20 protein-coding genes are annotated in these 24,304 nt (G+C 61.6%); 10 read left to right on the top strand and 10 right to left on the bottom strand.

The window, feature by feature from the left end:
* Positions 1-8: 8 nt before the first annotated feature.
* On the bottom strand, positions 9-992 hold the full coding sequence (denD, locus tag ACO2Q4_RS00325; protein WP_423316513.1) for a D-erythronate dehydrogenase: 984 nt from the start codon (positions 990-992) through the stop codon (positions 9-11).
* A 129-nt stretch (positions 993-1,121) separates the two neighbouring features.
* Between denD and ACO2Q4_RS00320 the strand changes: the two genes are divergently transcribed.
* The 7 genes from ACO2Q4_RS00320 (at position 1,122) to ACO2Q4_RS00290 (ending at position 9,334) form a co-directional block, all read left to right on the top strand.
* Entirely contained in the window at positions 1,122-2,579 is a 1,458-nt protein-coding gene (locus ACO2Q4_RS00320; protein WP_423316511.1) for an FAD-binding oxidoreductase, read from the top strand.
* Between the two features lie 54 nt (positions 2,580-2,633).
* Positions 2,634-3,338: a FadR/GntR family transcriptional regulator gene (locus ACO2Q4_RS00315; RefSeq protein ID WP_423316509.1), complete on the top strand. Its 705-nt coding sequence runs from the start codon at positions 2,634-2,636 to the stop codon at positions 3,336-3,338.
* 155 nt (positions 3,339-3,493) lie between these two features.
* The gene (locus tag ACO2Q4_RS00310) at positions 3,494-4,660 is read left to right on the top strand and encodes a fumarylacetoacetate hydrolase family protein (protein WP_423316506.1); all 1,167 of its coding nucleotides are present in this window, start codon (positions 3,494-3,496) and stop codon (positions 4,658-4,660) included.
* Positions 4,660-5,196, top strand: a complete 537-nt coding sequence (locus ACO2Q4_RS00305; protein WP_311760177.1) for a TRAP transporter small permease — start codon at positions 4,660-4,662, stop codon at positions 5,194-5,196. The genes ACO2Q4_RS00310 and ACO2Q4_RS00305 overlap by 1 nt, the downstream gene beginning before the upstream one ends.
* Positions 5,193-6,470, top strand: coding sequence for a TRAP transporter large permease (locus ACO2Q4_RS00300; RefSeq protein WP_311760176.1), 1,278 nt, complete (start codon positions 5,193-5,195; stop codon positions 6,468-6,470). Before ACO2Q4_RS00305 ends, ACO2Q4_RS00300 begins: the two co-directional genes overlap by 4 nt.
* A 43-nt stretch (positions 6,471-6,513) precedes the next feature.
* Positions 6,514-7,527, top strand: coding sequence for a TRAP transporter substrate-binding protein (locus tag ACO2Q4_RS00295; RefSeq protein ID WP_311760175.1), 1,014 nt, complete (start codon positions 6,514-6,516; stop codon positions 7,525-7,527).
* A 580-nt stretch (positions 7,528-8,107) separates the two neighbouring features.
* Positions 8,108-9,334: a tyrosine-type recombinase/integrase gene (locus ACO2Q4_RS00290; RefSeq protein ID WP_423316502.1), complete on the top strand. Its 1,227-nt coding sequence runs from the start codon at positions 8,108-8,110 to the stop codon at positions 9,332-9,334.
* Between the two features lie 18 nt (positions 9,335-9,352).
* Here ACO2Q4_RS00290 and ACO2Q4_RS00285 read toward each other — a convergent pair whose 3' ends face one another.
* The 4 genes from ACO2Q4_RS00285 to ACO2Q4_RS00270 all read right to left on the bottom strand — a co-directional run bounded on the left by ACO2Q4_RS00285 (position 9,353) and on the right by ACO2Q4_RS00270 (position 17,390).
* Positions 9,353-10,306: a restriction endonuclease gene (locus ACO2Q4_RS00285; protein ID WP_423316500.1), complete on the bottom strand. Its 954-nt coding sequence runs from the start codon at positions 10,304-10,306 to the stop codon at positions 9,353-9,355.
* The gene (locus tag ACO2Q4_RS00280; RefSeq protein ID WP_423316498.1) at positions 10,293-12,086 is read right to left on the bottom strand and encodes a GmrSD restriction endonuclease domain-containing protein; all 1,794 of its coding nucleotides are present in this window, start codon (positions 12,084-12,086) and stop codon (positions 10,293-10,295) included. The genes ACO2Q4_RS00285 and ACO2Q4_RS00280 overlap by 14 nt, the downstream gene beginning before the upstream one ends.
* Before the next feature lie 2 nt (positions 12,087-12,088).
* A complete protein-coding gene (locus tag ACO2Q4_RS00275) occupies positions 12,089-16,972 on the bottom strand; it encodes a DEAD/DEAH box helicase (protein ID WP_423316496.1) in 4,884 nt (1,627 codons plus the stop codon).
* A 166-nt stretch (positions 16,973-17,138) separates the two neighbouring features.
* On the bottom strand, positions 17,139-17,390 hold the full coding sequence (locus ACO2Q4_RS00270) for a hypothetical protein (protein WP_423316495.1): 252 nt from the start codon (positions 17,388-17,390) through the stop codon (positions 17,139-17,141).
* 240 nt (positions 17,391-17,630) lie between these two features.
* Between ACO2Q4_RS00270 and ACO2Q4_RS00265 the strand changes: the two genes are divergently transcribed.
* Positions 17,631-17,834: a hypothetical protein gene (locus ACO2Q4_RS00265; RefSeq protein WP_423316493.1), complete on the top strand. Its 204-nt coding sequence runs from the start codon at positions 17,631-17,633 to the stop codon at positions 17,832-17,834.
* 175 nt (positions 17,835-18,009) lie between these two features.
* On the opposite strand, the gene ACO2Q4_RS00260 is transcribed toward ACO2Q4_RS00265, so the two are convergent.
* Together ACO2Q4_RS00260 and ACO2Q4_RS00255 are read right to left on the bottom strand one after the other, a co-directional pair.
* Entirely contained in the window at positions 18,010-18,423 is a 414-nt protein-coding gene (locus ACO2Q4_RS00260) for a hypothetical protein (protein WP_423316491.1), read from the bottom strand.
* On the bottom strand, positions 18,420-20,189 hold the full coding sequence (locus ACO2Q4_RS00255; RefSeq protein WP_423316489.1) for a DUF262 domain-containing protein: 1,770 nt from the start codon (positions 20,187-20,189) through the stop codon (positions 18,420-18,422). The genes ACO2Q4_RS00260 and ACO2Q4_RS00255 overlap by 4 nt, the downstream gene beginning before the upstream one ends.
* 213 nt (positions 20,190-20,402) lie before the next feature.
* Between ACO2Q4_RS00255 and ACO2Q4_RS00250 the strand changes: the two genes are divergently transcribed.
* A complete protein-coding gene (locus ACO2Q4_RS00250; RefSeq protein WP_423316487.1) occupies positions 20,403-20,702 on the top strand; it encodes a helix-turn-helix domain-containing protein in 300 nt (99 codons plus the stop codon).
* 85 nt (positions 20,703-20,787) lie between these two features.
* Entirely contained in the window at positions 20,788-21,294 is a 507-nt protein-coding gene (locus ACO2Q4_RS00245; protein ID WP_423316485.1) for a hypothetical protein, read from the top strand.
* Positions 21,295-21,465: 171 nt separating this feature from the next.
* Here ACO2Q4_RS00245 and ACO2Q4_RS00240 read toward each other — a convergent pair whose 3' ends face one another.
* The 3 genes from ACO2Q4_RS00240 to arsB form a co-directional block, all read right to left on the bottom strand.
* A complete protein-coding gene (locus tag ACO2Q4_RS00240; protein WP_423316483.1) occupies positions 21,466-22,275 on the bottom strand; it encodes a recombinase family protein in 810 nt (269 codons plus the stop codon).
* 234 nt (positions 22,276-22,509) lie between these two features.
* A complete protein-coding gene (arsH, locus tag ACO2Q4_RS00235; protein ID WP_423316481.1) occupies positions 22,510-23,217 on the bottom strand; it encodes an arsenical resistance protein ArsH in 708 nt (235 codons plus the stop codon).
* On the bottom strand, positions 23,214-24,290 hold the full coding sequence (arsB, locus tag ACO2Q4_RS00230) for an ACR3 family arsenite efflux transporter (RefSeq protein WP_423316479.1): 1,077 nt from the start codon (positions 24,288-24,290) through the stop codon (positions 23,214-23,216). Before arsB ends, arsH begins: the two co-directional genes overlap by 4 nt.
* Between the last annotated feature and the right edge of the window lie 14 nt (positions 24,291-24,304).

The following is a 24,304-nucleotide window of genomic DNA, read 5'->3' as shown; positions in this document are numbered from 1 at the left end:
CCCGTCGGTCACAGCTTGCCGCCCAGTTCTTCGTCGATATGGACGCGGATGATCTCGTCAAAGCTCGACTCGGCGGTGAAGCCCAGCTCGCGGGCGCGCTTCGCCTCGAAACCAGGCGCCCAGCCCTCGCACATGCGCATGATCATCTCGTTCGGCTCGCGGCGGATCAGGTTCACGGCCTTGTCCCCGGCGACGCGGCGCAGCGCCTCGATCTGCTCGCCCACCGTGGCACTCAGGCCTGGCATAGACAGGTTGCGGCGCGGTCCGACCAGATCGACATCGATGCCGGCGGCGTGCAGCATGAAGCCAACCGCCGAACGCGGCGAGGTGTGCCAGTGGCGGATCGATTCCGGGACCGGCAGCACGGCTTCCTGCCCCACCAGCGGCTCGCGCAGGATGTTCGAGAAGAAGCCCGAGGCCGCCGCGTTCGGCTTGCCGGGGCGGATGCAGATCGTGGGAAGGCGGATGCCGATGCCGTCAAAGAAGCCGCGGCGCGAATAATCGGCCAGCAGCAGTTCGCTCATCGCCTTTTGTGTGCCATAGCTGGTCAGGGGCGTGGTGTGGAAATCGTCCGGGATCGGGAAGGGCAGCGGCGCGCCGACCACGGCGATGGACGAGGCAAACACCACGCGCGGGCGGTAGCCGTCTTCCTTCTGTGCCAGACGGATAGCCTCGAACAGCGCGCGGGTGCCGTCCAGGTTGATGCGGTAGCCCTTTTCGAAGTCCAGCTCGGCTTCGCCCGACACGATCGCGGCAAGGTGATAGATCACGTCGGGGCGGGTCGCGATCAGGCGCTCGGCCATGCCCGCGTCGGACAGATCGGCGGTCAGGCAGGTCACCTTGCCGGTGAAGCCCGCGGGTGCTTCCGGCTCGAACACGTCGACAAGGGTCAGCGCCTCAAGCGGGCGATTGTTCAGCGCGCCGTCCGCGACCAGCTTTTGCGTGAGTTTGCGCCCTACCATGCCGGCTGCGCCAATGATCAGGATATGCATTCCGGTTCCCCCCGAAAATGAAGACCGCAGCGGCGACATGCCGGGGCGGATTTATCTGGTTGTCTGATAACCTGATCTCTGTATGATGCAAGTCGTTTTCACGACGGACGACCGGAGGGGTCAGGCGAGATGGATCGACAATTGGAAGCGGCCGGCTTTGCCACTGGCGAAGGCGGGCGTAAGGATTTGGCGCAGCGCCTGTCCGAAATGCTGGATCCGCAGATCGTCCTGACCGGCGAAGGGATGCACGAATATTGCCGCGACTGGCATGGCGATGTGCAAAGCGACGCGATAGCCGTCCTGCGCCCCCGCAGCACCGACGAGGTTTCGGCGGTGATGCGTGCCGCCGCTGCGCTGGGGCTGGACGTGGTCCCGCAGGGTGGCCGGACCGGCCTTGTCCTGGGCGGCGTGCCCGACCAACCCGCAAGGCAGGTGGTTCTCAGCCTTGAGCGCATGACAAGCATCCGCCAGATCGACGCCGAGGACTTCTCGGCCGTGGTCGAGGCTGGCGTCGTCCTTGAGGCTTTCAAGGAAGCCGTCGCGGAAGCCGGATTGTTTTTCCCGCTGGCGCTTGGCGCGCAGGGCAGCTGCCAGATCGGCGGCAATGTCTCGACCAATGCGGGCGGCGTGAACGTGCTGCGCTATGGCATGACCCGGGAACTGGTGCTGGGGTTGGAGGTGGTACTGCCCGACGGCACCGTCTTCGAAGGGCTGTCGCAACTGCGCAAGGACAACCGCGGCATCGACCTGAAGCAGCTGTTCATCGGCGCCGAAGGCACCTTGGGCGTCATCACCGCCGTTTCGGTCAAGCTACTGCCCCGCCCCGAACATGTCGCAACCGCGCTTCTGGCACTGAGCAGCCTGCCGGACGTGATGACGCTGTATCGGCGCGCGCGGCAGCAATGCTGCGACCTGATGTCGGCCTTTGAATTCCTGCCGCCGCTGGCCTTCCAACTGGCGCAGGAGGGGATTCCCGGCCTGCAGATCCCGATCGATACCGGCCACCCGGCCTATGCGCTGGTCGAAATCTCGGGCTCCGGTCTGGTCGATATCGACGACCTGATGGCGCGCTTCCTGGAGGGCGCCATGGAGGACGGGCTGGTGATCGACGGCGTCGTCGCCCAGTCCCGCCAACAGGCCCAGAACCTGTGGCTGATCCGCGAAGGCATGAACGAGGGTCAGGCCCGCCGTGGCAAGCACCTGCGCACCGATGTCTCGGTCCCGCTGTCGAAGCTGGCCGATTTCGTGGCCGAGGCCGAAGCCGCGATCGCCAGAGACATGCCCGGCTGCGTCAGCGTGTCCTACGGCCATGTCGGCGACGGAAACGTGCACCTGAACGTGATGCCTGACACCTCGCTGGGTGCGGACAGCATCGATCCGCAGATCAAGCAGGCGAAGAAGATCGTGAATACGGTTCTGGATGGCTATAAGGGGTCGATCAGTGCGGAGCACGGCATCGGGCGCCTGAAGAAGCCCGATTTCGAAGCCCGCCTGCCCGAGGCGCAGCGCCAGCTTCTGCTGGCGATCCGGCGCGGGATCGACCCGGACGGCCGGATGAATCCCGGCTGCCAGCTTGATCCCCGCTGATCCGTCACGGGAACAAGGCAAGGCAGGGGGGAGAGGCGAAACATGCAGCAGGGAATGGAACAGATCGAACGCAACACGCATCTGCCGACGCGGATTGCCAAGCAATTCGCGCAGCGGATCCACGACGGCGCGCTGAAGCCCGGCGACAAGCTGCCGACCGAGCATGCGATGGCGCAAAGCTTTGGCGTCAGCCGGACTGTGGTGCGTGAGGCCATTGCGCAGCTGCGCAACGAAGGACTGGTCGAGACGCGCCAGGGCGTCGGCGCCTTCGTCGTCGAGCGCCAGTTCCGCCATATCCGGCTGGAGGATGGCCAGCGGATGGACAAGCACGCCTTCAGCGACCTTTTCCAGCTTCGCGTACCCTTGGAGATCGAGGCCGCCGGGATCGCCGCGGCACATCACCGGGCCGAACACCTGATCCAGCTGGACGACTCGCTTGCCCGCATCGCCCTGCCGCTTGACTGGAATACCGAAGGTGTGGCCGCCGATCTGGACTTCCACCGCATCATCGCGCAGGCGACCGGGAACGAGTATTTCCCTCAATTCATCGGCGCGATCGCGGACCGGGTCGGGCATGTGATCATCGCGGCGCGGGAACAGACGATGCCTGATGAAATCCGGGCCATCACCATCACCGAACACACCGCCATCCGCGACGCGATCCGGGCCCGCGATCCGGTTGCCGCACGGCAGGCCATGCGATTTCACCTGACCGGATCGGCGCAACGAGTCGGCCTTGCCCTGCGGTTTTACAATTAAATCATAATACAATCATAGTTTTAAGCGAATTTTACCCGACTCTGCTTTGACGGTGGACAGAAAGTCGCTCGGCGGCTAGTTATCCGGTCATAAGGTTGTCTGACACCGCATGTGTCAACGCGGCACGGAGGCGCCGCGTAGGAGGGAGGTTTGCTTTGACTTCAACTCAAGCGTTGAAGGCGGTCGGGATATTGCCCGATGACGCCGATCGCGCGGTCCTGGTCGGACGGGTCTGGTCGCAGGCGGCCGAAGGCCCCTGCCCGGTCATTCTGCGCAATGGTGATGTTTTCGATCTGAGCGGAATTTCCGCCACCGTCTCGGGGCTGCTGGAAACCCCGGATCTTCTGGCGCGCGTCGCCGCCGAGGATCTGCCCCGGCTTGGCCATCTTGACGAATTCCTGGATGGCAGCGCCGGACGGCTGCTGGCGCCGGTGGACCTGCAGGCGATCAAGGCCGCGGGTGTCACCTTTGCCGACAGCATGCTGGAACGCGTGATCGAGGAACAGGCACGCGGCGACAGTGGCCGCGCCCAGGAAATCCGCGCTCGTCTGGCCCCCGTCATCGGGGAAAACCTGCGTGGCGTGCAGGCCGGCTCGGACAAGGCCCGTCAGGTCAAGTCGCTGCTGCAGGAAATGAACCTGTGGTCGCAATACCTGGAAGTGGGCATTGGCCCCGATGCCGAGATCTTCACCAAGGCCCAGCCCATGTCCTCGGTCGGCTGCGGCGACAAGGTCGGGCTGCACCCGATCTCGGAATGGAACAACCCGGAACCCGAAGTGGTGCTGGTCACACGCTCGGACGGCACCATCCTTGGCGCGACGCTGGGCAATGACGTGAACCTGCGCGATGTCGAGGGTCGTTCGGCTCTGCTGCTGGGCAAGGCCAAGGACAACAACGCGTCCTGCGCCATCGGTCCCTTCATCCGCCTGTTCGACGGCGAATTTACGCTGGACGTGGTCGAAAAGGTCGTCGTCACCCTGCTGGTTCAGGGCGAGGACGGCTTCGAGATGACCGGCGAAAGCCCGCTGGAAGCAATCAGCCGCAAGCCCGCCGATCTGGTCGGGCAGATGCGTAACCGCTCGCACCAGTATCCCGACGGCGCGGTGCTGTTCCTTGGCACCATGTTCGCCCCGGTCAAGGACCGCCGCGGCAAGGGCCAGGGCTTTACCCACGAGATCGGCGACCGTGTCGAGATCTCGACCCCGCGCCTTGGCAGCCTGGTGAACTGGGTCGACCGGTCGGATGCCTGCCCGGAATGGGATTTCGGCACCCGTGACCTGATGCGCAACCTGGTGAAGCGCGGACTGGGAGGGAAGATCTGATGAAAACCGCAATCAAGCTTTTCGACCGCGTTCTGGACGGTGTGCTGATCCTCCTGATCGGGGGCATGGCGCTGATGGTCTTTGTCAACGTGGTCATGCGCTACGCGATGAACTCGGGGATTCCTGTCACCGAAGAACTCTCGCGCTTCTTCTTCGTCTGGCTGACCTTCATCGGTGCCGTCGTCGCCCATCGCCACAACCTGCACATGGGCATGGAAACCTTTGTCGCCATGCTCGGCCGCAAGGGTCGCATGCTTATGATGGGGCTGTCCGACCTCATGATCATCGGCTGCTCGGGCGTGCTGTTTGTCGGGACCTGGAAACAGCTTCCGATCAATAACAGCATGCTTGCCCCAGTCTCGGGCATCCCGATGTCCTGGGTCTACGGAACCGGTATCTTCACAGCCACCTGTATCATCCTGATCACGCTTGAGCGCCTTGTCCGGCTGCTGACCGGCAAGATCACCGACGCCGAGATCGCCGCCTTCGCCGGTGAATTCCACAGCGTCGAAGAGCTCGCGGAGCGCGCAGTATGACCCTGATCGTCTTTATCGCTTCCCTGATCGGGGCCATGGCCATCGGTGTGCCGGTCGCCTTTGCGCTGATCTTCTGCGGCGTCATGCTCATGACCTATATGGGCATGTTCAACACCCAGATCATTGCCCAGAACATGATGATCGGCGCAGACACGTTCACGCTGCTGGCCATCCCCTTCTTCGTCCTGGCGGGCGAACTGATGAACGCGGGCGGACTCTCCAAGCGCATCATCGACTTCTCGATTGCCTGCGTCGGACATATCCGGGGTGGCCTTGGCATCGTGGCGATCGTCGCCGCGATCATCATGGCCTCGATTTCGGGTTCGGCTGCTGCCGATACCGCGGCGCTGGCCGCGATCCTGATCCCGATGATGGCGCGCGCTGGCTATAACGTGCCGCGCTCAGCGGGCCTCATCGCTGCAGGCGGCGTCATTGCGCCGGTCATCCCGCCCTCGATGGCCTTCATCGTCTTCGGCGTCTCGGCGAACGTCTCGATCTCGAAGCTGTTCATGGCCGGGATCGTGCCGGGCGTGCTGATGGGCCTGTCGCTGCTCGTCACCTGGCTGCTGGTCGTTCGCAAGGACAAGATCGAAAGCCTGCCGAAAGCCAGCTGGCCGGATCGCGGCCGCTCGGCGGCGCGCGCGGCCTGGGCGCTTGGCATGCCGGTCATCATCCTGGGCGGCATCAAGATGGGCGTCGTCACGCCCACCGAAGCCGCCGTCGTCGCAGCCTTCTACGCACTGTTCGTCGGCATGTTCGTCTATCGCGAACTGAAGCCCTCCGAGCTGCCCAAGGTGCTGCTCTCGGCCGCCAAGACCACCGCCGCGATCATGTTCCTCGTCTGCGCCGCGCTGGTGTCGGCCTGGCTGATCACCGCCGCGAATATCCCGAACGAGATCACGGGCTATATCGAGCCGCTGATCGACAACCCCAAACTGCTGATGTTCGCCATCATGGTCCTGATCCTGATCGTGGGCACGGCACTGGACCTGACGCCAACCATCCTGATCCTGACGCCGGTGCTGCTGCCGATCGTCGTCAAGGCCGGGATCGACCCGATCTACTTCGGCGTCATGTTCATCATGAACTGCTGCATCGGTCTCTTGACCCCGCCTGTGGGTGTCGTCCTGAACGTCGTCAGCGGCGTCGGCAAGATCCCTCTGGGCAAGGTCATCACCGGTGTCTGGCCCTTCCTGATCGCCGAAACCCTCGTCCTGTTCCTGCTGGTCCTGTTCCCGCAGATCGTGACGGTCCCGGCAAGCTGGCTCTACTGACACCATTCCATCTTCGCTTTTCCATCTCCTGGGAGGAAACCAAATGAAAAGCACTGCAATCAAGGCCGCCCTTCTCGTCTCGACCCTGCTCGGGGCGGCAACCCCGGCACTGGCCGATTTTCAGGACCGCAACTTCCGCGTCTCGAACGGGATCAACGAAGATCACCCGGTCAACAACGGCATGAAGGCCATGCAGGTCTGCCTGGACGAAAAGACCGGCGGCAAGATGAAGATGACCGGCTTCTGGGGCGGCGCGCTTGGCGGCGACCTTCAGGCCACGCAGGCCCTGCGCTCGGGCGTGCAGGAAGCGGTCGTGACCTCCTCCTCGCCGCTGGTCGGTATCGTCCCGGCGCTTGGCGTCTTCGATCTGCCCTTCCTGTTCCGCAGCAACGAGGAAGCCTATGAGGTCATGGATGGCGAGTTCGGCGACTTTCTGAACGAAAAGCTGGATGCGGCGGGCCTCGTCAACCTCGGCTACTGGGAAAACGGGTTCCGCAACGTCTCGAACTCGAAACAGCCGATCACCAAATGGGAAGACTTCGAAGGTCTGAAACTGCGCGTGATGCAGAACAACATCTTCCTCGACACCTTCTCGAACTTCGGTGCGAACGCGACCCCGATGGCTTTCGGCGAAGTCTTCTCGGCGCTGGAAACCAAGGCGATCGACGCGCAGGAAAACCCCTATGTGACCCTCGACACCTCGAAGTTCTACGAAGTGCAGAACTACGTCAGCGAGACCAAGCACGCCTACACGCCGTTCCTGTTCCTGTTCTCGAAGGCGATCTTCAACACCTATGCGCCCGAAGAGCAGCAGGCCCTGCGTGACTGCGCCGCGGTCGGCCGTGACGAAGAGCGCTCGGTCATTCAGGAGCTGAACAAGACCTCGCTCGCGAAGGTCGAGGCGGCCGGCCTGAAGTTCAATACGATCACCCCCGAAGAACAGGCCCGCATGCTTGAGAAGTCGCAAGTGGTCTACGAGAAGCACAAGGCCGAGATCGGCGCCGACGTCGTCGACGCGGTCCAGAAATCGCTGGCCGAGATCCGCGCCAAGAACTGACCGGAACTGCCCGCGCCCTTGGCGCGGGCCTCCGACCGGCGTCTGCACGCCGACGCCAACCCGGCCGGTCGCATGCCACAGCATGCGGCCGGTTTCCTTTTGGCGCTGCCGGGACGGGCGTCCCAAGCGACACGACAGCCCGCTCTGGCGCGGTACGCAAGGGTAGGACGCTCCCTGGCATGAGGGCCGATCCGACCGGGCGAAGCACCGATGCAAGCGATCTGAATTTTCGGGACGACAGTGTCAGTGGATAGCGAAGGCTCATGTGGGACTATTGCGCCCAGTCACGAGACAGATTCTCCGATTGATCCCGGCAGGAAGTAACCGGACCACCGCCATTTTGAGCAAGCCTGACCCATCCGGAATATCAAGCGCTAGCGGTGTTGAAAGGTGGCGGAGACGAAGTCCGCCTTCCGACTGTTGCAGCCGACCGCACCCTGAAGTTTTTCCATAGGTATCTTGTTGTTTTAGTGAACATTTACTGCGTTCCATCTTGCATCCCGTTGCACGGAACCGTATCCAATGGCAACATTTTCGTTGGTAAGGATGTTGGTAGAGCATGCCGAGGCGGGTCAAGGAGATGTCAGCAATCGAGGTGAAACGCCTCGTCGAGCCGGGGTTTCACGCGGTTGGCGGTGTGCCCGGACTTCACCTTCGCATTAATGATGGCGATGGTCGATCCTGGATCTTGCGGTCGACGGTGAATGGTAAGCGCCGCGACATCGGGCTCGGTGGCTTTCCCGACGTGTCCCTTGCTGCCGCGAGAGAGGCGGCAAGGGGAACGCGCGAGCAGATCAGAAGTGGCGTTGATCCAGTTGAGGAGCGAAAGGAGGCCCGTCGGCAACTTGTCCTTGAGCAGAAGATGGGGCTCACAATGGCCGAGACCATAGAGCAATATCTGATGAGCGGGAAACTCGACTCCCTGAGCAACGTCAAGCACCAAGCGCAGTGGCGCTCGACGCTCGAAACTTATGCGGTCCCGCTTATCGGAAAAAAGCGGCTCGTGGAGGTCGATGTGGCCGACATAAAGGCGGTTCTCGATCCGATCTGGCAGTCGAAACACGAGACTGCGACTCGCGTGCGATCCCGCTTAGAAGCTGTGCTCTCCTGGGCCTCGGTCAACGAAATGCGCAGCGGCGAGAACCCTGCGCGCTGGAAGGGCAACCTCAAGGAGCTGATGCCTTCCTTCAAGGTAAATGCCATCAAGGACCACCGGCCTGCGCTTCGGGTCCGCGATACCCCTGCTTGGTATTCTGCGCTTACACAGCGCGAGGGCATTGCTGCTCGTGCGCTACAGTTTCTCATTATGACCGCAGCAAGGTCGGGCGAGATCAGAAAGGCAGAGTGGTCAGAAATCCATTTCGAAGAGCAGATGTGGATCGTCCCGGCCGCCCACATGAAGACGAGGCGTGAGCACCGAGTCCCCCTGTCGCAGCCCGCGCTCGAGCTGCTGAAAGACCTGCCCAAGATGGTCGGAACGGAGCTCATTTTTCCGTCGAACCAACTCAAGCCCATGTCTGACATGACAATAGCCGCTGTCATGAAGCGCATGCAGGGAAGCGCGACCGCGAACGGACAGCCCGGCTGGATCGACCCGGTCTCGAAGCGACCTGCCGTGCCACATGGCCTGCGTTCGACCTTCCGAGACTGGGTCGCAGAGAAGACCGACTACCCTGGCGATCTCGCGGAGTTCGCCTTGGCACATAAAGTGGGTAGCGCGGTGGAACGTGCCTATCGTCGAAGCGACATGCTGGCGAAACGTAGAAAGATGATGACAGACTGGGCGGCTTATTTACGATCGCAGTGAGGTGACGGTTGGACAGGCCTAGCTTTCAGCGAAGTAGTCCTCATCGACCGTATGGATCGTGTAGCTGCTGCGCGCGCGGACGCCGACACCATACTGGATCATCAACGCAGCCAGCTTCTGGCCATTGATCAGCCGGATGCGGTGCTGGACCCGATCGACATATGTGGCCGCGTCACGGGAGAAGTCCGAGGTGGTGACGAACACCCCCTTGCTCGCTCCCTCGCCCGTGAGCGAGCCCACGAAGCGCTGCAGGTCTGGTCGTCCGACCTTGTAGCTCGGATCGTAGCGCTTCGCTTGGATGTAGACGGCGTCAAGGCCGAGCGCGTCCTCGTCGATGATGCCATCGATCCCACCATCACCAGATGCGCGGGTCATGCGCCCATTGCCAAGATCGCCGCCGCCATAGCCCATCGCTCCGAGCAGATCGAGGATCAGGCGCTCGAACCGGATCGGGTCCATCGTCTGCAGCAGCGCCAGCAGGTCGTCGCGTAGCGCCGCGTTCATGACCTTGTGGGCTGCGGCCATCGCATCCTCCGGCGTCTGCCTGCTCTCGATCTGAGTTGGCTCCGGGTTCAGGCGGATTATGGTTGCCGGTTCGATCGGCTGATCCGACGCGACGTCCGCGGCTGATGCTCTCGCCCGCCAGTCGCGGAAGCCCTCAAAGCTGTCGAGGAAATTGTTGTCGATCCGCGTCGGTTGCGATGCCAACACTTCCCGCCCTTTTTCTGTAATCACGTGCTGGTTGCGCTTCGGACTTTCCAGCAGTCCGGCCTTCGACAGATATGTGCGCGCCCAGTGAGCTCGGCTCTGCAGGACCGTGACCCGGCCACTTGGCAGGAGTTCCTCGGCTTCGTCATCTGTGATGGCGAACTCCATCTTCAGTCGAGGCACACATTCCGCGACATTGCGCGCTCCTCCGCCGAATAGCTGGAGCACAGGCAACATCAAGGTCTCATAGTCAGGTATGGGCATGGCTGTCCTTGCCTTGCTCCAAAAGCAGGAATCCTTGACGAATGATCGCAGCCATAAGCCGTCGACGCGATGCTAGGAAGTTGTCATAGGCCATGTTCTCCCAACCCTCGGGCATCGCGTGGTCGCGCATCATCCTGCTGAGTGCCGCTTCGCCGAACCGGGACGCGACTTGCGGAAAGTAAGTCGCAGGAGCACCGTCGCTGATGTCGATATTGTCCGGCCACTCGAGCAGCGCGTAGTTCGCCATCTGGTTGACGAGGCGCCTGTCCTCGACACCCATCCCCTTGAGATATGCCTTCGGGAACAGGTGGTGCCGTTCGAGCGGCTTCTTTTTCGTCTGGAGTGCCGGGTCTATCAGGTCTCGCACCGACTTGTGCGAGAAGAGCACCGGTGCCCCCAGCAGGTTCTGCGACGCAATGTAGCAGAAAAGCTCGGGGTTGCGTGCGGAGGAGCTGTCGAGGTTGGATGGAAGGGTGATGGTCCAGTAGTCGTTCGTCAGGTTGCTCGCCATGAAGTCGTCAAGGGTCGCACAGAAATCGTCGGCGGTTCTGATCGTCCTGAATCGGGCGAGATCGGCATCCATCACGGTCTCGGGTGAACTTGTGTAACGCCCGGTCAGCGACGTCGCGAAAAACCACCGACCGATCAGCTTCTGGAGAACATGCTCGGGCACCGCAAACCGCTTTCGGCCCATTAGGTAGAAGGCGTAGGCGTAGAGCAGCGCGTTGTTGGAAGAAATCATCTCGGAGCTACGGAAGCCGGCGCCGATGATCGCGCTGAGAAACTGGTGCCAGTTTGTCAGGTTCAGCACCTCGGCCTGCGCGGCCTTCAAGACTTCGAACTGCTCATCGCGCTTCTCGGGCAGAAACTCTCCTGTCTCGGCGTCCTTGCCTCGCAGGATCTGATATACGCTCTGAAGACGTCCACGGCCGAACCCGTAGGCGATCGACACACGAAGCAGTTGGTCCGGGTCGGGGTCGATCAGGTGGTTGAAGGGTGATCCCTTGCCGCCGATCGTGGCTTTCGTTCGCGACGCCTGACAGAAGGTTTCGAGATCTCGTCGGCCCCGCTCCCAAAACACCGAGAGCAGCGTCAGGATGAAGTCCGCCTGGTTCAGCGGCACGCCCTTGCTATTGATCCTGACGAAGATGTCAGCGACCTGTTCCTCGTCCACGGTCGAGGCGATCTCAAGCGCGGTGAACGGGTATTTCCGAAGGTCGAACAGCCTGTCGAGGTTGTGGGCAATGGCTTCACGATCGTCTTCGGAAAGCTCGATCTTGGTTTGCAGTTGCTTCAAGTAGTGGTTGACCAGGGAATACGAGGACTTGCCGCTGGCCCACAGGTCCGAGATGTTAGGAATCCACTCGACATCCTTCCTGATAGCCGCGTCGGTCACGTCGAACTTGCCGTCGCGCGGCCGGAACGCGATCTCGACCTGACGTTCCTTGTAGTTCGCGTCGAGCACCTTCTGACCGCGGAATACTGCGTAGAGCGAGGTCAACCGCTGCTGGCCGTCCACGACGAGGCGAGATGCCTGCTTATACTGCTTCAGACCCACACCGATCTGCTTGGTCGCGCCCTCGGACGCGTTCTCCCAGAACAGGAAATATCCAACCGGGAAGCCACGATACATCGAGTCGAAAAGGTCGCGCACCTTGGCGTTGCTCCAGACGAACGGACGCTGGATATCGGGCAGCGCGATGTCGCCGAGGTCGATGAAGTGAAGCAGACCGTCCAGATCATACTCGACGCGCTTGAACAGAGTTTTCAGTTCGCTCAATTCTAGATCTCCAAGGGCGGCAGGGCGCGAACGATCTTCATCGTCTCGATGCTGACGGTAATGACGCGGCGGAGCAGGTCATAGGGGTAGCGTGGGTCGCCGAAGGTCTCGTTTGCGTAGTCGTTGGCATCGTTGACGATTCCGCTGTCCTTGTCGATCTTGACGGCTTGGCGCTCCATCACCCAGTCGATCGCGGGCTTGCCGTTCACGATGTAGTCGTAAGCTTCGAGCGGCACGTCGATCAGGGTGATGTTGCTGTTGTAGGCGATGGTCGAGCGGTCCTTGCCCTTGCCGAAGGCCATCTTCTCGACGCGGAAAAACTTGACCGGATCGTCGATGGTGGCAAGGGACAGGTCGCCCTGCTTGAGCGTCACTGGATAGGGCTCGACGCTTTCGTAGTTGACGTGAAGGTCACCCAGACGGCGGCCGGCATCGACGAAGGCCCGGAAGTCGGCAGCCTTCTTCACGCAAGGGATGCGCGGCAGCTCCTTTTTTAGGTTGTCGGCGAAGCGGCGGCGGTAGTCCTCGGAATGCAGCAGACCGTAGGTGTAGTAGAAGATGTCGTCCTTGGTGATCGCCTCGCCTGGATAGGCGGCATGGAAATACGCGAGGCCGGCGTCGGTGATGCCGTGGCGAGCGCGGTAGGCCGGCTTGTCGTCCTCGATCACCGCGAAGAGGTCCCCCTCTGGGGTCGCATCCTCTTGGTCATAAAGGGAGAGCGGGAAGCATTGCACACCTCCGTCGGCAGAGTTCAGGTCTATAATGTTCGCCACCATCAATGGCGTAAACTCGGTTCTCGAACTGAGACCAGGGACAGCTATGACGCGATTTTCAATCTTGTCTTCAGGGAAGATTGCAGGAAGCTGATAGCGCCGTTCGTTCAAGGTGGCACTGTAGTAAAGCCATTGACGCATGAAAGGACGATACGTCGCGCCAACAAACTCCCCCTCTGACGCATCGAGCGAGCGACGGCGCTCCAGCCGCGTCTTGATCGCCGCCGTCCATGAAATATTGTTCCGTGAGGCTTGCATGAACTCGTCGGCGGCAACTGTGGCACCGGACAGACTCGATGCCTCAAACTTCGCCAACTGGTCGTTGTAGTAGTCGATGGTGCGCTCGATGTTGCGCTCCAGCCCCTTGCGGGACGAGTTGAAGCACCATGCGTCGCGTGCGGTCGCCACTCCGCGCGAGTAGGTCTCGAACAGCACCGCTGAGGTCTTATCCTTCTTGTCGCCGATGCTGATGTAACCCGACACGCTGTCGTCGCGCTGCTTGAGCCAGTCGCCGTGGTCGTCGGGGATGACCTCCTGCCAGCCCTTCCTGTCGGTGATGCCGCGGATGCTGCGGAAGTCCTTGACGATCTTCAGCTTGTCCTCGCGCGACAGGTAGTCGCCGATGTCGTGGAAGAAGATCTGGCCCTGCTTCTCGGCCTGCGGGTTCTTCACGAACAGGGTGATGACGATCGGGGCGCGGCTGCCCTCCTGGAAGACGTTGCCGCCTTCCTTGCGCCTGGGTTCGCCCGAGGTTCGTGCGTTGCCGCGCAGGTGGAAGATGTAAATCGATGAGAACTCGTCGGCCATCGACTTGCGCATCCCGTCGGCGGTGTTGGCATCGACCCAGCCGCCGTTGCTGACATAAGCCAGCACGCCGCTATCACCCAACCGGTCGGCACCCCAGCGGATAGCGCGGATGTAGCTGTCATAGAGCGCGTTCTTGTTGGTTGCGCTGGACCGGGCGGCATAGGTCTCGGCGATGCGCCCGTCGAGATGCGGATAGTCGATGTGCTGGGCCACGGCATAGGGCGGGTTGCCCATGATGACGCGGATGTCGAGCTCCTGCTGACGGCGGCGACGCTCGGAGTTGTCGGGCATCACCAGCGCCAGCTCGTCCTGCCCCTCGCTCATGGCGAAAGTGTCGGTCAGCAGGATGCCGTTGAAGGGCGTGTAATCACCGCCATTGAGGCCGTGATAGACGGACTCGATGTTGATCGCCGCGATGTAATAGGCCAGCAGCACGATCTCGTTCGCGTGCAACTCGTAGCGGAACTTGTGCTCAAGCTCGTCAGGCTGGATCAGGCCGGATTGCAGCAGGCGCGTGATGAAGGTGCCCGTGCCAGTGAAGGGGTCGATGATGTGGACGCCCTTCGAGCCGAGGGTCTGGCCGAACTCGTCCTGTAGCACATCGTTGACCGAGCGGATGATGAAGTCGACGATCTCGATCGGGGTATAGACGATGCCGAGCTTGTCGCGCGTGCCCTTGAAGGCGACGCCGAAAAAGTTGTCGTAAAGCTGCCGGACCAGTTCCTGCTTGGCGGCAGGGTCGGTGATGCCCTGCGCCTTGTTGCGAACGCTCTGGTAGAACTCGTCGAGGTCGCGGCTTTCCTTTTCAAGATGCGCGCTTTCCAGCGTGTCGAGAACGCCTTGGATAGCGCGCGAGACCGGGTTCTCTTCGGTGAAGGTGTGACCTTCGAACAGCGCGTCGAAGACCGGACGGGTGATGATGTGTTGCGCCAGCATCTCTACCGCCTCAGCCTCGGTGATGCCGCTGTTCAGGTCGTCGCGGATCTCGGCAAGGAAGGCGTCGAAAGCCTGCCGTGCGGGGCTGTCAGGGTCCGATAGGATGGCTTCGAGGCGAGTGATGTGAGCAACGGCGATCTCGCGCAGGCTTGCCGCCCAGCGGTCCCAATATTCGCGGTCGCCGCATTTCTTGACGATCTTCGCTTTGATGGCGCGGCTGAAGTCGTCGAGGACCAGTGTGCCCTGTTCGGGTTCCTTGTCATCCTCGATGACGAAATCATCATCGTGCTTGTCGTGCCCGTTGCCGCCGACATTCGCCTTTTTGGCGGCGGTCTTCGACGGCAGGTTTTCCACAGTTGCGGTGACCGATTTCAGCTCCTTGCTATCGAGGCTGATGATCTCGACCTTGTCCGAGACATCCTGCCCCAGCGACATCTGGTTGATGGTGGCGTCAAGCCGCTCGTCATGGGCGCGCAGCGCGTTCAGGATCTGCCAGACGACGCGATACTTCTCGTTGTCGTTCAGCGCCTCCTCGGGCGTCTTGTTGGCCGGGATACCGACCGGCAGGATCACATAGCCCATGCGCTTGCCCGGCGCGCGGCGCATGACGCGGCCCACCGACTGCACCACGTCGATCTGTGATTTGCGCGGATGCAGGAACATGATCGCGTCCAGAGCAGGCACGTCGACCCCCTCGGAAAGGCACCGGGCGTTGGACAGGATGCGGCAGGTCTGATCCTCGGTCTCGGCCTTGAGCCAGTCCAGCAGCTCTCCACGCGTCTTGGCGTTGAAGGTGCCATCGACATGTTTGATCTCGCAGTTGAGCTGGTGCCGGGCGAGATCGACCTCGCGCTCTTTCACCTCATCGGAACCGAGATATTCGCTGACCACGTCCGAGAACTCGTCGCGCACCAGCTTCGAGGAGGCGATGTCGCGGCAGAAGGCCAGCGCCCGGCGCATGGGCTGCGTATCGGCACCCAGATCGGCCTGGATGTCCATCTTGGTCAGCGCCTTGTAGCAGCCCAGGATGCGCGTGGCGTCGTCGAGCACGAGGCCGCTGGTCGGGTCTTCGATGCGCTGCTGCACCGAGCGGGCGACCAGCCCCTCATCCATCGTGAGCACGACAACCTTGTAGTCGGTCAGCAACCCTTCCTGAACCGCCCAGCCGAAGCCGCGGTAGAACAGGGTCGGGCCGAACAGCTCCTCGTTGTCCATAGTCGCGAGGGTGACGCCCAGATCGTTCGCCTTGGATTTGGCGGCATCGCCATAGATCCTCGGCGTCGCGGTCATGTAGAGCCGCTTCTCGCCGCCCACGACCGCGTCGCTGTGGACCTTGACGAAGTTGCTCTCCTCCTGCCCGTCGATGGTCGCGCCGGTGGTGCGGTGCGCCTCATCGCAGATGATCAGGTCGAACCGGCCCATCCCGTGCTTGAGCTGCGCGTCAGAGACCGTCTGGATCGACTGGTAGGTGGCGAAGACAACCGTCATCTTGCCCGGCGCATGGTCAGCTACACCGGCTGCCAGCGTCGCGGGCTTGGTGGTCGCCGGGAAGGCGAGATCGAGGCTGGTGATCTCGGCCACGTCATCCTTGGCGACACGGCGTCGTCCTACCTGGCTGTCGGAGCAGACCGCGAAGGACCGGAGCGGCGTCGCGGTATCGTTGGTCCATTCGCGCACCGTCTGCGCCATCAGCGCTAGGGATGGGATCAGAAAGAGCACAGTGCCATCGGCACCAACAAGATTCTCGGCGATCTTCAGCGCGGTGAAGGTCTTGCCGGTGCCACAAGCCATGATGATCTTGCCGCGGGCATATTCCGCCAGACCCTTGCGCACGGCATCGAGTGCGTCCTGCTGGTGCGGGCGCAACTCCTTCTTGGCTTCGAGCACCACCTCCTGCTTGGCCGCGAAGACGCCCCACTGGATCGGCGAGGCCCGCATATCGACCAGTCCGATCCGCAGAACCGGGATCATTTGTCCGACCATCATGGCCTCGGCGTTCTCCGACCACTCGCCCTCGGTCGAGTCCATGATGATCCGGCGCGCGAACGGCTCCTTCCCCGACGCCGAAATGAAGGAGTCGATATCGGCTTTCGCGATCTTGTGGTCGGCGGCGTAGAACTTGCACTGTATCGCGGCGAAGCCATCGTGCCCACGCAGTTTGGCGACTAGGTCGATGCCGATGTCCTTGGCACCCCAGCCGTTCGCTGCTGCCCATTCCGCCCACGGCCAGACCTGCTCATACTGCTCGGCCTGCACCGGGTCATGATTCAGGAAGGCCGCGCAGAGCCGCTCGTAATAGGTGCCCTTCTCGCGTTCGGTGACGGCAGCTTCGCGATAGCTGTGGAGAAGGTCATCGAGCGAGGAGGTCATAAAGATCACCGTGAAAATTTCTTCACGGTGACCATATGTTCGATGTTTCGTCTCGACAATCTGCCACGTGCCGGGTGCGATCCGAGGATACAGGCAGCAGGTAAGCCATGCAGCGAGAGGGGCGCAAGCACGAGGCTGCTGACCACTTGAATGCCCGACACAGGCATCACCTACCTTCGTGATCAGGCCTCCACCGTAGCGCCTCGCGCCACCGACCCTTGAGGTAGTGCCTGAGGCCGAAGAGGGCGAAGCCCACAACCGTGTAGACCACAGGCAGCAGATCCCCGGTCCATCCGTGGTTATAGAGGAAGAGGACCGCGCCGCCGAGAGAGATGCAGCCGATGGCGGCGAGGTTGAAGAGCATCGCCTTGCATCTTTCGTATTTGATGCGTTCGACGTCCAGAACGAGCTTGGTCATGCAGAACTCTTGGTTGTTACACCTGATTATTACTGCTCTGAACCGCGATCGTCGGGTGGGACGTGCGACGAAGTTCGCTATGTGCCAGTGCGTGAGCCGGAGATACCGAGGCCGTCGTTCAGCGCGAGCCACGGGCCAAGAGATCACTGAGCAAGCGGGCATGTTCCGGTAGACAGATGAGGGGCTTGATCGGTATCGAGGGGTCCAACCGAAGGGCGTCCATTCCGTGGAGAGACCGAAATGATGATGTATTTGCACGGGAAGGTGTGCGGCGGCTTCCAGAGCGTTGGTTCGTTCGCCGAAAGCGGCGCGCCTGTTCTCCCGGCGAACCTCAATGGAAGGCTGGTGCCCGCAGGCGCGCCCCGCAAGCGCTTGTCTGCGGCCGAGGCGATGGCGCGCACCAAGGAGCAATACAAGCAGACCCTCGCCTATCTTATGGACTGATGCCAGCGGTGGTGGCGCGCTGGGGCCAGCGGCTTGTGGCAGGGACTGTGCCATCTGCAGCCGGTCGGTCCCGCTACGCTGCCGTTCCCCGTTGCCCCGATCGGATGGCGAACTGATGGAGTCAGCCGGACGCGTCAGAACATCCTATAGTGCGGGCTGCTCTGACCAACCCCAGTCAAATCGCCATCAGTGTTTGCAGGATCATCCCCATCTGCTCGGGCCGGTCGATCGTGAACCGGATCAGATCCGCGTTGGCTAGGTCACGCATGGACTTCAGGGCAGCGTGACGACCGTAGGTGCGTTTGCCGCCCGTCTCTGCTTCTTGGTAAAGCGATGAGGCGAGCGAGAGCCGGAACTCTATGTCGAGATCCAGCAGATCCCGCGCAAAGCGCCGCTCGACCCAAACATATGGTTTGGTCCGCTCGCCCTTCTCGAACATCAGACCAACACGCTCCCCGCTGGTAGTGCGGATAATGTAGCGTGCTGCCAGCTTGCCCTGATGGCCAGCTGGGTGTTCGATCGCGGCCGCCTCCAGCATTGTCAGGCAGACGGCCTTCAGATCCGCGCGGTTCATCGTCACTGTCGTCATGCTGGCATCCGCCCGAGCAGTTCGAGGATGCGGCCACGGATTAGTTTTTCGCGTTCGCGGACAAACTCTGGCAGCGAGGTGACGTCACACAGGTCCTGCCGTTCCGGGATCATGTGTTGCGCGTAGAAATCGACACGGCGTCCCGTGATCCATGACCGAAACGGTATAGCCCCCTTCTCGATGTTTTCGTCGCCGCGCAGAAGCTGAAGATTTCCAAGGCTGTTCGAAGCCGCGACGATCTCCTGGATACGGTGTTCTGGCAGATTTCTGCCGCGCAACACATTCTTCTGGGCGTCAGCCTGCGGGATGATGTGATCGACGTGCCAGCTTGCGCCGCCCCAATCGACACCTTGGTAGAGCAAAGACAAGGCCACGAAGGTGCGCGGCTTGCCATACTGCATTTCCAACAACTCCTCGATGGTGCGCTCGTCGACCTGTGAGAGACGACCGCCCTTCGCCATGGCATCGAACAGCTTCTGTGCCGGGAAATCGCGCGCCACCCGAAGATGATCACGAACCGTCGCGCGTGCCGTAGTGATCGTCTGGTCCGAGTGCCCGACAAAAGCGCTGACTAAAAGACTGTTCAGAAGCCAATAATGCATGGCGGAGGCGTTGACGCGCTCGAATTCGGTCGAGCCGCGAAAGTCAAAGCCCGGTGTGTGGTAGATATAGTAGACGAGGGGCAGGACCGCGTTCAACGACCCAAGATTGTCACCGGTCAGGCCATGCCGGTTCAGCAGCCGGAAGGTGTTCTCGATCGACTGGCCGATTCGGTCCCAGTTGCGCTCGATCTCGGCGATGGCTTCGGTGGTGAAGTTACGAACGTTGTAGACCACATCATAATCGCAGACCACGAGACATGCCTTCAGCACGAGATCCCGCGTGATCTTGTTGGGCGTGCCGATGCCCTTGTTGATCCTGTCGACGAGACCGCCGATATCCTCGCGTGCCGTTCCGCTCGACCATTTCGAGGTGATCATCGACATGAGCAGATCGGCTTTCGACAGCTTGGTGCCCCCGTCGTTCGCACGGACGAAGATGTCGAGCACACGATCGGCCGACTGGTCGTGCTCAGTGTAGAAGTTGATGCCCTCGTCGCGCCAGACCACCCGGTGCAGCCGACGCAGCGTGTCTTCGGCAATGCCGCGCTCCCAGTCCGAGACCCCAGGATGGAACTCGGTTTTCACCTTGGCGATCAGCGCTTCCAGACGCTCCTCGGACTCGTAGTCTAGGATCGAGCCCATCTTGAACCAGTGGTGGCGGTTGCTGTTGGACGGCCGCCGATCGTGGAAGGCGAGACCATAAGTGACGCCCAGGCTGCTGCCATCATCCTCGTCTATGTTGTTTGGATCGGGATCCTTGAGAAGGTCGATGAACAGCGTCTTCGCCGACCAGGCGGCAGCGTTGCTATGTCGCGCGCCCTTTGCTTTCTCGGAAAATGTCCCGCGCAAACCGATCAGCAGCGAGGTCAGCCGCTGCTGGCCGTCCAGAACAAGAGTGATTTGCCTTCCCTCGGCACCTGCTGGCTCGTTCGCGCCGTCAGGTCGGTAGTTCTCGATGAACCGGTAGCAACGCAATTCGACCTTGGTCTGGTCGTCCACCGCCCAGAACATGAAACTGCTGATCGGATAACCCTTCAGCAGCGAGTCGAACAGCGCGATGACCTGGGACGAGGACCAGACATACGGGCGCTGGATCGCGGGCAGAAAGTAGCTTCGATTTACGTCGTCGATGACGGCGCCGATGGTCCGGGATGCATAGGGCATGAAATAGGTCTTCTCGAATGGACGGGATGTTGCACGGTCACGCGCGGCGCATGGCTCGCGAACTGTTCGCGATCATGACATCGGACTGAGTGGCTTTGCGCTGTTTCACGAGCGTCGGGATGCAGGAGTTTCTCTTTGTAATCGTTCCACATCCTGAGCTTTTCGGCCGCTAACTAGAACAACTGTTCGTGGTGCGATGTCAAGGCGTGCGGGATGGCTCGCCGCATGGATCGGAGCAACGAACCCCTTGTCGCCGCGTTTGCGGAAGTCCTGCGAGATGCGCGCGGGCGGGCCGGCCTGACCCAGGAGGAGTTGGCCGATCGGGCACAGGTATCGGTGCGGTTCGTCTCGTTCCTCGAGACCGGAAAGCGTCAGCCCTCGCTCAGCGCCTTGGCTGCTGTCAGTGCAGGGCTTGGGATGGAAATGTCAGCATTGGTGATCGCGGTCGAAGAGCGTTGGCTGACAACTAACCGCCATCCCGAACTCCCGACGGGCGGCAGCTCAGCCAGATAGCAGTCAAGTGTAGGCGCATTGCCGCCGAAAACATGCCCATTTGGGAGTAGAAATTCTACTCTCTCCTTTCGACGCGGACCAACCGATGACAAACCCGAAGCAACGCCGTGACCATGCCTACTACCTCGATCGGATGAAGGCCGAGCGTCCGGATGTGTTCGACGACTACCAGAAAAGAAAGTTCAAGAACGCATCCGCGGCGATCATCGCTGCCGGACTTCGCAAGCCAACGAGCCGCCTGAAGGTTCTGACGGCTGCATGGCAGAAAGCGTCCCAGGCCGAGCGGGATGCGTTCAAGGCGCTGATCGGATGCTCTGCCGCCGTGCCCAGCATCTCGTCACCAACTGCACAGGCACAAGCTTCGAGGCCAGTGAGAGCGCCCGCCAACCGCACGCTTACCCCGGCTGAAGCCACCGCCATCCGCGACATCATCGCACGCCGGAAGATGAAGCCAGGACAGGTAATGCGCGAAATGGGCTTCAAGGCGCTGGATGCATCTCTGGGCATGGCACTGTCGCGTGGCACCCAACTCCAGCCGGACCTGCTCGAAGCCCTTGAACGATGGCTGATCGCCAACGGCGCATCAACGTAGCCGGGGAACGCCATGCCGCACCGATCGGTCCCGCTTCGCTGCCGTTCCCCGTTTTCTAGTGAGGTCTGGGGATCGACGTCCGCCTCTGACCCGATCGAGCGGTAGAACGTCTACCGTGCCCACGACATCGCTGACGAACTGAAGGTGAGCGCACTTCGTGCCTTGGGATCCTTAGTTGCCATTACCGAACATGCCAAAAGTGGGCAACGCCTGCATCACGGCCTCCTCGTCCACGGGCGTGCTGTCATCTTCGAGGTCGAGCGCTTGGCGCTCCGCTATGCGCTTCTCGGCCTCGTAGCGCGCGCGACGAACCCCTGCCGGGGTCCAGGGACGTTCCCAACCAGACAACACGTTCCTTCGGTTCAGTAGGTCCGCCAGCGCCCTGTGCGACAGGTCTCTATAGGCCGGATCCTCGAGCAGAATGTGCGCGATCATGTCAACGATGCCGTCCGAGCGCGCCGCACGCGCTTTCACTGAAGCCTTGTTGGCTGCGCGCTTGCCACCAGAGGGGCCGACGACTCGTCCAGTAGCGCGATGCGTCTCCAAGGCTGCAGACGTGCCTTCCCGGATCCGCTGTGCCACTTCCTCACCCTGACGAACCGCATCGAGAAACTGTTGGTCCGTCAGAACACCGCCGTCGCGGACCGAGAGGACAGGGACATTATAGGTCTGAAGCCACTGCTCCGCAGCGGCAACGTTCCGAAACAGCCGGGAAGGTTCTGGGACGATCAGACACGCAACTTCTTCCGACACCACACGCCGAGACGCATCCTGGAGACCCGGCCGCCGGCTCAGGGTGTAGGCATCAGCACCAGAGCCAACATCCTCGTAGATAGCATCAAGACGGATGCGGCGTGCGGCCGCGAACTTGCGGATCAGGTCTGCTTGACGTTCGAGCGCGCGGTCGTCCTGCGCCTGCATTTCGGTTGAGACTCTGATGTAGCCTATGGCGGTCTTGGGATGGTCAGTAAGGTCGTTCATGGATGTTTATGTCGTGGTTTAGGGCGTAACAATTACAGACGGTCGCGCTGGTTTGCGTCTGTAAATGTTACGGTATCGGAACATTTACAGCAAGACGTCCCGATGAGATGCAGACCCAATTCCCGGTCAATCATGGTAGGAGCGAATTTGTGAGAGCATGGTAAACGCTCCCGAGGCGCTGACGATCCTGCGCTACGATCGCATTAACATCCGGCCAACCCATCACAGCAGCCATCAAGTCGCCGCTTTCAGATTCACCCTTGCTTCGAGTTTCGACGCGGCCTCCTTGCGCTCGCTGTAGCGGTCGGTCAGGACGTCGGACAGATCGCGGGTCAAGAGCGTGAAGCGGACCAGCTCCTCCATCACATCGACGATGCGGTCGTAGTAGCTCGATGGGCGCATCCGCCCGGCCTCATCGAACTCGTCATAGGCCTTGGCGACCGAAGACTGGTTGGGGATCGTGAACATGCGCATCCATCGACCAAGCACCCGCATCTGGTTTACGGCGTTGAACGATTGTGAGCCGCCCGAGACCTGCATCACGGCCAACGTGCGACCCTGCGTTGGGCGGATCGCCCCCATGGCCAGCGGAATCCAGTCGATCTGCGACTTCATCACGCCGGTCATTGCGCCATGCCGCTCGGGGCTGGTCCATACTTGGCCTTCGGACCAAAGGCAGAGATCGCGCAACTCCTGCACCTTTGGGTGATCCGCTGCTGTATCATCGGGCAGCGGCAGGCCATTGGCGTGAAAGACTCGCGTCTCGCAGCCGAAATGGCGCAGCAGGCGTTCCGCCTCCAGCGTGGCGAAGCGGCTGTAGGAGCGCTCCCTGAGCGAGCCGTAAAGCAGCAGGATGCGCGGCGGATGGTTGGAGCGGGGCACGGTTGGTAGCTCCGGCATCCGGTCAGCACCGGGTGACAGGTTCGGCAGGTCGGGGATCATACGTGGGCCTCCTTCAACGCGGCGTCTTCCGGAAACCAGCTGTCGCCCAGGCGCAGGGCGACCTTCACCAGCAGGATCAGGACCGGAACCTCGACCAAGGGGCCGATGACGGCGGCGAATGCCACCGGCGAGGCGAGGCCATAAGCGGCGATGGCCACCGCGATCGCCAGTTCGAAATTGTTGCCCGCCGCGGTGAAGGCGATGGCCGTGGTTCGGGGATAGTCGCGGGCGATCAGCCGGCCCATGACGAAGCTCACCATGAACTGGATGGCGAAATACAAGACCAGCGGAATGGCAATCCGGACCGCATCCAGGGGCAGGCGCAGCACATCGCCCCCTTTCAGACTGAACATGGCGACGATGGTAAAGAGCAGCGCCAGCAGGGTGATCGGGCTGATCCGGGGCAGGAACACCTCGCTATACCACACGTCGCCCTTGCGCGAGATCAGCAGGCGCCTGGTCAGGAAACCGGCGGAAAAGGGAATGCCCAGATAGATCAGCACCGCCTCGGTAACAGTCCAGAAGCTCACGTCGATCACGCTGCCTTCCAGCCCGAACAGTGGCGGCAGCACGGTCAGGAACAGCCATGCATAGGTTGAGAAGAACAGGATCTGGAAGATCGAGTTGAACGCCACCAACCCCGCGACATACTGGTTGTCGCCCCGCGCAAGCTGGTTCCAGACCAGCACCATGGCGATGCAGCGGGCTAGCCCGATCAGGATCAAGCCAGTCATGTATTCCGGCTGGTCGCGCAGGAAGATCACGGCCAAGGCGAACATGAGAACGGGCCCGATCAGCCAGTTCTGGACCAGTGACAGCACCAGCACCCGCTTGTCGGCAAAGACCTGATGCAGCTCCTCGTAGCGGACCTTGGCCAGCGGCGGATACATCATCAGGACCAGACCGATCGCGATCGGGATGTTGGTTGAGCCGACAGATATCGCGTTGAGCGCGTCCGGCAAGCCCGTGAAGATCGTGCCAAGCAGGATGCCAAGCGCCATGGCGGCGAAAATCCAGAGCGTCAGGTATCGGTCGAGGAAGGATAGGCGGCTGGCCGGGCTGATGGCGGTCATGGCAATGTGTCCTT

Origin of the sequence: Paracoccus sp. KR1-242, assembly GCF_049446195.1 — a bacterium.
In the GTDB taxonomy this organism is placed as follows: Bacteria; Pseudomonadota; Alphaproteobacteria; order Rhodobacterales; family Rhodobacteraceae; genus Paracoccus; species Paracoccus broussonetiae.
The sequence above is the reverse complement of the archived record's forward strand: the minus strand, read 5'-3'. Positions and strand labels throughout refer to the sequence as shown.

Coding starts and splice junctions, on each gene's coding strand:
- ACO2Q4_RS00305 (WP_311760177.1), top strand. CDS start 4,660: ATGAAAACCGCAATCAAGCTTTTCGACCGCGTTCTGGACGGTGTGCTG.
- denD (WP_423316513.1), bottom strand. CDS start 992: ATGCATATCCTGATCATTGGCGCAGCCGGCATGGTAGGGCGCAAACTC.
- ACO2Q4_RS00270 (WP_423316495.1), bottom strand. CDS start 17,390: ATGACCAAGCTCGTTCTGGACGTCGAACGCATCAAATACGAAAGATGC.
- ACO2Q4_RS00285 (WP_423316500.1), bottom strand. CDS start 10,306: ATGCCCATACCTGACTATGAGACCTTGATGTTGCCTGTGCTCCAGCTA.
- ACO2Q4_RS00290 (WP_423316502.1), top strand. CDS start 8,108: ATGTCAGCAATCGAGGTGAAACGCCTCGTCGAGCCGGGGTTTCACGCG.
- ACO2Q4_RS00320 (WP_423316511.1), top strand. CDS start 1,122: ATGGATCGACAATTGGAAGCGGCCGGCTTTGCCACTGGCGAAGGCGGG.
- ACO2Q4_RS00250 (WP_423316487.1), top strand. CDS start 20,403: ATGGCTCGCCGCATGGATCGGAGCAACGAACCCCTTGTCGCCGCGTTT.
- ACO2Q4_RS00260 (WP_423316491.1), bottom strand. CDS start 18,423: ATGACGACAGTGACGATGAACCGCGCGGATCTGAAGGCCGTCTGCCTG.
- ACO2Q4_RS00300 (WP_311760176.1), top strand. CDS start 5,193: ATGACCCTGATCGTCTTTATCGCTTCCCTGATCGGGGCCATGGCCATC.
- ACO2Q4_RS00240 (WP_423316483.1), bottom strand. CDS start 22,275: ATGAACGACCTTACTGACCATCCCAAGACCGCCATAGGCTACATCAGA.
- ACO2Q4_RS00265 (WP_423316493.1), top strand. CDS start 17,631: ATGATGATGTATTTGCACGGGAAGGTGTGCGGCGGCTTCCAGAGCGTT.
- ACO2Q4_RS00315 (WP_423316509.1), top strand. CDS start 2,634: ATGGAACAGATCGAACGCAACACGCATCTGCCGACGCGGATTGCCAAG.
- ACO2Q4_RS00245 (WP_423316485.1), top strand. CDS start 20,788: ATGACAAACCCGAAGCAACGCCGTGACCATGCCTACTACCTCGATCGG.
- arsB (WP_423316479.1), bottom strand. CDS start 24,290: ATGACCGCCATCAGCCCGGCCAGCCGCCTATCCTTCCTCGACCGATAC.
- ACO2Q4_RS00255 (WP_423316489.1), bottom strand. CDS start 20,189: ATGCCCTATGCATCCCGGACCATCGGCGCCGTCATCGACGACGTAAAT.
- ACO2Q4_RS00275 (WP_423316496.1), bottom strand. CDS start 16,972: ATGACCTCCTCGCTCGATGACCTTCTCCACAGCTATCGCGAAGCTGCC.
- ACO2Q4_RS00295 (WP_311760175.1), top strand. CDS start 6,514: ATGAAAAGCACTGCAATCAAGGCCGCCCTTCTCGTCTCGACCCTGCTC.
- arsH (WP_423316481.1), bottom strand. CDS start 23,217: ATGATCCCCGACCTGCCGAACCTGTCACCCGGTGCTGACCGGATGCCG.